Source organism: Rhizobium sp. BR 315 (assembly GCF_050577975.1).
GTDB classification, from domain to species: Bacteria; Pseudomonadota; Alphaproteobacteria; order Rhizobiales; family Rhizobiaceae; genus Rhizobium; species Rhizobium miluonense.
The window spans coordinates 90,680-96,909 of record NZ_JARWKZ010000023.1; the positions used below are offsets into that span (position 1 = coordinate 90,680).

6 protein-coding genes are annotated in these 6,230 nt (G+C 59.2%); 2 read left to right on the forward strand and 4 right to left on the reverse strand.

Annotation, left to right across the window (positions count from 1 at the left end; genetic code table 11):
• Positions 1-40: 40 nt before the first annotated feature.
• A complete protein-coding gene (locus tag QD409_RS21140; protein ID WP_430763591.1) occupies positions 41-754 on the reverse strand; it encodes a DNA helicase in 714 nt (237 codons plus the stop codon).
• Positions 755-1,367: 613 nt separating this feature from the next.
• On the opposite strand from QD409_RS21140, the gene apaG reads away from it, so the two are divergent.
• Positions 1,368-1,760 (forward strand): Co2+/Mg2+ efflux protein ApaG, encoded by a 393-nt coding sequence (gene apaG / locus QD409_RS21145; RefSeq protein ID WP_092843006.1) that lies wholly within the window; start codon positions 1,368-1,370, stop codon positions 1,758-1,760.
• Between the two features lie 109 nt (positions 1,761-1,869).
• Here the strand turns inward: apaG and QD409_RS21150 are convergent, their stop codons facing one another.
• The 3 genes from QD409_RS21150 to QD409_RS21160 all read right to left on the reverse strand — a co-directional run bounded on the left by QD409_RS21150 (position 1,870) and on the right by QD409_RS21160 (position 5,098).
• Positions 1,870-2,859, reverse strand: coding sequence for an Hsp33 family molecular chaperone (locus tag QD409_RS21150; RefSeq protein WP_430763592.1), 990 nt, complete (start codon positions 2,857-2,859; stop codon positions 1,870-1,872).
• Positions 2,860-2,907: 48 nt separating this feature from the next.
• Entirely contained in the window at positions 2,908-3,825 is a 918-nt protein-coding gene (gene argF / locus QD409_RS21155; protein WP_092843010.1) for an ornithine carbamoyltransferase, read from the reverse strand.
• Between the two features lie 73 nt (positions 3,826-3,898).
• Positions 3,899-5,098: an aspartate aminotransferase family protein gene (locus QD409_RS21160; protein ID WP_430763593.1), complete on the reverse strand. Its 1,200-nt coding sequence runs from the start codon at positions 5,096-5,098 to the stop codon at positions 3,899-3,901.
• Positions 5,099-5,523: 425 nt separating this feature from the next.
• On the opposite strand from QD409_RS21160, the gene QD409_RS21165 reads away from it, so the two are divergent.
• Positions 5,524-6,048: a GcrA family cell cycle regulator gene (locus tag QD409_RS21165; protein ID WP_430763594.1), complete on the forward strand. Its 525-nt coding sequence runs from the start codon at positions 5,524-5,526 to the stop codon at positions 6,046-6,048.
• Positions 6,049-6,230: the final 182 nt, after the last annotated feature.

A 6,230-nucleotide genomic window follows, 5' to 3' on the forward strand; every position in this document is an offset into this window, starting at 1 on the left:
GAACTAGCTTATGGGCAATGTCGCAGGAGACGGCTCTCCGTCAGCTTGCGGCCCTGAACTGAACTTCACCGTCGTGCAGGAAGAACATCTTGTCGAACAATCTGAGATCCAAGGGGTTCGGCAGGCGGACATCCTCCAGATCGGGGACGGGCTTCCGTTCAGGATCGTATGAGCGATCGATCTGCGAGATGAAGACGATGATCACGCTTCTTTCGCGCGCGAATGCCTTCAACGCCTGTACCTGGGTCATCACGTCAGGATTTTCCCGCTTCTGATCAAGCAGTTGCAGATAATCGACCACCGCCAGCGTGCCGCGCGGCGCCGCGGCCAGCCTTTTGACGATATAGTCGGCGCTGATGGCATCCGAATTGTCGAATTCGAACAATTCAGCGAATTCTACGGGATCGGCCTCGATCATCCGGAAGCGATCCAGAACGGCCTTCTCCGTGTCTTCCAAGGTGAAGAACGCACCGCGATTGCCTGATTTCATGGCTTCGACGGCAAACCTCAAGCTCATCAAGGTCTTGCCGTGACCGGGTCGGGCGCCAACCAGAACCAGATCGCCCGGATTCAATCGCGAATACAACTCGCTGACGGGGACGTCAGTTTTTGTTCTGGCCGAAAGCAAGCTCCAGCCTTCAAATCCCTCGCTGGCCGCAATGCGATCCAGCGCGGCATGCAAGGGTATGTTCTGCTGGCGGGACAGCAGCCTCGCCTTGCGCTTCAAATGATAAACAGGGGCGGAAAGCCTCATCTAAACCTCCTATTGCGAGCAATCATCGCAACCCCTCCTTATGCTAGCGCTCAAACAGTCGGTTTGGAGATCGAAAACCCCGCATGAAGAATGCTTTCCCGAATGGAGGGGGGAGGCGCGGGCCGTGCCAGAATCAGATGATAGCCTAAATCCGATTGCCGGAAAATCTCAAGCAGGCACCTCGCCGGCGGAACATAAGGCAAGATCAGGCATTATGCGAACTCAAGTTCTTGATCGGAGATCAGCAAATCCGAGCATAAAGTCGAAGTGAACCTGCAATTGTGGCAAGCCTATATATCTGCGGCGGCACCTGCTGCCGGGAATTGTGCTAGACAAGAGCAAATGACAAATGGAGCGAGATACTTTTGAAGCAAGCCGCTAACCTTCTTCATCGGTCTTAATAGCTGAAATTCAAAAGACTTCGCCGTTACGAGCTAGATTTCATTACGCCGTTCCTTGACGGAACGGATCGGTTATAGGATACCGCTAGATGTCCTGCGCTTTGCAGGGATCAGGGAAAGCGGATAATATGCCGCTAGCATTGGAAATGCTGAAACGTTCATGAGGCTTGAAGAAGCGTTCGACGATTCAGGGCAGTGGCAAGGTATGAGATATGTATCGCGCCTTAACACGCGACATAGAAGTGGTCGTGGAGCCGTTTTATCTGGAGGAGCAATCCGATCCGGACGACGATCGCTATGTATGGGGATACCGCATCGTCATCTCCAATCATTCCAAGATGGCCGTCAAGCTGGTGACGCGCTACTGGCACATTACCGACATGAACGGCATCGTGGACGAAGTGACGGGGCCAGGCGTGGTCGGCGAGCAGCCGCATCTGAAGCCTGGCGATACCTATGAATACTCCTCCGGCTGCCCGTTGGACACGCCGTCAGGCATGATGTTCGGCCATTATCAGATGGAGACGGATGACGGGGAGCAATTCCATGTCAAGATCCCCGCCTTCTCTCTCGATACGCCCAACCTGCTGCGGACGCTGAACTAGAACGGTTCCGCGCTTCTTCGAATAGCGGAACGCTCTATCTTCTTGCTTCTTTACGCATTCCGGACGGAAAGGCGACACGCACTTTTACTGGAAATGCGCTGGTGCAGCATCAGGCCGCTTCTATTTCCGACACTTCGAAGCGATAGGTGGTCGAGCAGAACTCGCAGGTCACGGCGATTTCGCCATTCTCCTCGCTGGCTTCGATCTCCTCGGCGGAAAAGCCCTTCAATACGCCCTTCAGCTTGTCACGCGAGCATGAACAGCGATCGTAGACGGCTTTCGGCTCGTAGACGCGCACGCCGCGCTCGTGGAAGAGGCGGTATAGCAGCCGCTCAGTGCCGACAAGCGGATCGGTCAGTTCGTCTGCATCGATCGTCTCGACCAGGCTGCGCGCTTCCGCCCAGGCATCATCCTCGACATGACGACGCGCGCCGTCATCCCCGTCGCCGCCATGTAGGTCCGGCTGCCGCATGCGTTCCGGCGCTTCAGGGAGAAACTGGGCGATCAAGCCCCCTGCCCGCCAGCGATGACGCGGCTTGCCATTCTCGTCGCGGTCGAAAAGTTCGGCAGCGCCCAGACGCACGCGCGTCGGGATCTGTTCCGACTGGCGGAAATAAGTGCCGGCAATCTCCTCGAGCGACGCGCCGTCGAGAGCAACAATGCCCTGATAGGGCTGGCTGAAGCGGCCCTGATCGATGGTGAAGGCGAGCACGCCCTTGCCGAGCAGCTGCTCAGGTTCGGTCCGGCCTTCAGCCACAGCCTTTGCCAGCGCCTCTTCATTGAAGCGGGCATAGGCGCGAACATTCTCCGGCGTCGAGAAATCGGCAACCAGAAGATCGACGGGACCATCGCCCTTAGTTTGCACGGTGAACTTGCCTTCGAACTTCAGCGACGTGCCGAGAAGCACCGTCAGGACAACGGCTTCAGCCAGAAGACGCGCGACCGGCATCGGATAGTCGTGCCGGGCGAGGATCGCGTCCAGCAGCGGACCAAGCTGCACGGCACGGCCGCGCACGTCCAAACCCTCCACCTGGAAGGGGACGACGTGATCGTCACCGGCAAAATCGAACTGACCCAGCGATGCGGCATTTTCAGCCATTGCTTTACTCCTACTGCGCCCGCGCCCTTGAGACGCGGCTTCATATCCTCAGATCGCGCCCAGGCACCAAGCAAGAATCGACTTTTGCGCATGAAGGCGGTTTTCCGCCTCATCGAAAACAACGGATTGCGGACCATCGATCACTTCGTCCGTCACCTCCTCCCCGCGATGGGCGGGCAGGCAATGCATGAACAACGCGTCTTTGCCGGCCTGTGCCATCAAAGCCTTGTTGACCTGATAGGGCTGGAAGACGTTGTGACCGCGAGCCCGGTGTTCCTGATTCATGGAAACCCAGGTATCGGTTACCACGCAATCGGCGCCGGCGACCGCACGGTCTGCATCATGCGAGAGCAAGATTTCGGCGCCCTCGTTGCGGGCCCAGTTCAGATAGTGATCCTTTGGCTCGGAACCAAGGGGTACCGCCATGTTCATGCGATAACCGAAACGCGCAGCACCTTCGATCAGCGAATGCAGCACGTTGTTGCCATCGCCGGTCCAGGCAATCGTCTTGCCCTTGACCGGGCCGCGATGCTCCTCGAAGGTCATGATATCGGCCATGATCTGGCAGGGATGCGTATCGTCCGTCAGCGCATTGATGACCGGAACGGTCGCATGTTCCGCAAGCTCCAGCAGGCGCGAGTGATCTGTCGTGCGGATCATGATCGCGTCGACATAGCGCGACAGCACCTTGGCGGTGTCGCCGATCGTCTCGGCCCGGCCGAGCTGCATTTCTGTGCCGGAGAGGAACAGCGTCTCGCCGCCCAGCTGACGCATGCCGACATCGAAGGAGACGCGGGTACGGGTGGACGGCTTCTCGAAAATCATCGCCAGCATCTTGCCGTCCAGCGGCTTGTCAGCCGCGCCCGCCTTCAGCGCTTTCTTTCGCACGATCGCATCGTCGATGATATTGCGCAGATCGGCAGCCGGGACAGCCGAGAGATCGAGGAAGTGTTTCGGAGAAGCCATGTCCTTACCTGTACTCCAGAAAAAACAATAACGCCCGCGTGGGGCAGGAACGCCCCGACTGCGGGCGATAAACTTAAGCCGATTTCTTGGTGCGGGCAGCGCGCGCGCGTTCGGCCGCACGCTCGATGCGGGCGAGGCCCTCGCGTGCTTCCTCGGCGGTGACGACCAGCGGCGGCAGCAGGCGGATGACGTTGTCGCCTGCGGGCACACCCAGCAGATGCTCGGCTCGGATAGCCTGCAGCAGATCCGCCTGCGGAATGGCCGCCTTGATACCAAGCATCAAGCCTTCGCCTCGTACATCCTCGATGATATCGGGGAAGCGGTCTTTCAGCGAGGCAAGGCCCTGGCGGAAGACCAGGGCGACATCGCGAACATGCTGCAGGAAGCCATCGGCAAGGACGATGTCGAGCACGGCATTGCCAACGGCCATGGCAAGCGGATTGCCGCCATAAGTCGAGCCGTGCGTACCGGCCTTCATGCCGGAGGCGGCCTCAGCCGTCGCAAGGCAGGCGCCGAGCGGGAATCCGCCGCCGATACCCTTGGCCACGGCCATGATGTCAGGCTTGATGCCGGCCCACTCGTAAGCGAAGAGCTTACCTGTGCGGCCGACACCGCACTGGACTTCGTCCAGGATCAGCAGCAAGCCGTGCTCATCGCAGATCTGGCGCAGGCCGCGCAGGAACTCGTTGGTGGCCGGGCGAATACCACCCTCGCCCTGCACCGGCTCGATCAGGATCGCGGCCGTCGCATCGGTGATGGCTGCGCGGACGACATCGAGGTCGCCGAACGGCACCTGATCGAAGCCCGGAGCCTTCGGGCCGAAGCCTTCGATATATTTTTCCTGGCCGCCGGCAGCGACTGTCGCGATGGTGCGGCCGTGGAAGGCGCCCTCGAAGGTGATGACGTGGAACTTCTCGGGATGGCCCTTGGCGAAATGATAGCGCCGCGCCGTCTTGATGGCACATTCCAGCGCTTCGGCACCGGAGTTGGTAAAGAACACCTTGTCGGCGAACGTCACCTCCGTCAGCCGCTTCGACAGCTTCTCCTGACCGGGCACTTCATAGAGGTTGGACAGGTGCCAGACCTTGTCTGCCTGCGCCTTCAGTTCCGCCACGAGGTGGGGATGAGCATGACCGAGCGAATTGACCGCCACGCCGGCTGCGAAATCGAGGTAACGTTCGCCGCTTTCAGTGATCAGCCACACGCCCTCGCCTCGCTCGAACCGCAGCGGAGCACGCATGTAGGTATCATAAAGCGGCGCGGTCTCGGCCATGGCCATATCTCCTCGATCACAACTCTAAGGACCAATCGCTTCCGCTTGATGAAACAGGCCCGAAAAAATCAAAAATGCCGCCTTGCGGCGGCCTGGGCACTATTGATGTTTTGCACCGCGATGTCAACAAAACTGGCGATTTAGCAGGTGCGAGAAAGCGCTTGCGCATAAAAGGAATGCGTTGGGCGTTGCATATTGCAGAAATGCCACGTTGGGGCAGCAAGTTGGGGAAAACCTCGAAATCGATTCCTCAAGATTCCCGCGACTCTTGTCACGGAGTCAGCCTCACACTAGGTTAAAAACCAATTGCTAGACTGCATGCGGCGGAACTAGTCACCACAATTTTAAAGCGTTTCGCGCCTCGACCTAATGCGAGGCTATGGTGAAGGATTCTGCCATGGGAAACGCGACAGCGGAGACAGGGCATGAATTGGACAGACGAACGCGTCGAGAAGCTGAAAAAGCTATGGTCCGAGGGGTTGAGCGCCAGCCAGATCGCGGCGCAGCTGGGCGGCGTTAGCCGTAATGCCGTCATCGGCAAGGTGCATCGCCTGAACCTTCCCGGCCGAGCGAAGGCGGGCGGCACGACGACCGCCGCCCGCACGCCGAAGCGCGGCGCCACGGCGCCACGGGCTCCGACCTACGCCTCGCGCGTTGCAACCCGCACGGTTACCCGTCAGCAGGGCGCGACCATGCTGAAGGAAGAGATCGAGGTCGATGCCGTCAGCGAGATTACCTATCGTCCGGCGAGCAATGTCGTCGTTCCGATTTCGCGCCGCCTCGGCCTGACCGAGCTGACGGAACGCACCTGCAAATGGCCTGTCGGCGATCCGCTGAAGGACGATTTCCACTTCTGCGGCAACGATAGCCCGGATTCGTCGCCCTACTGCACCTATCATCAGCGCATGGCCTACCAGCCGGTGCATGAACGCCGCCGCAACAACGGCTAAGCATCGGATCCCAGGCATCCAGACAAAGAAACGGGCCCCTCACAGCCTGTGTGGAAACGTTTGGAGGCTCCGGTTTGACCGGGGCCTCTTTTGGTTTCTGGGTCTATGCGGGTTTTGATGTTATGTTTATGGTGCGCCTGATGTTGTAGGCGAGCACCGAGAGGGCCATTTCGGTTCTGGTG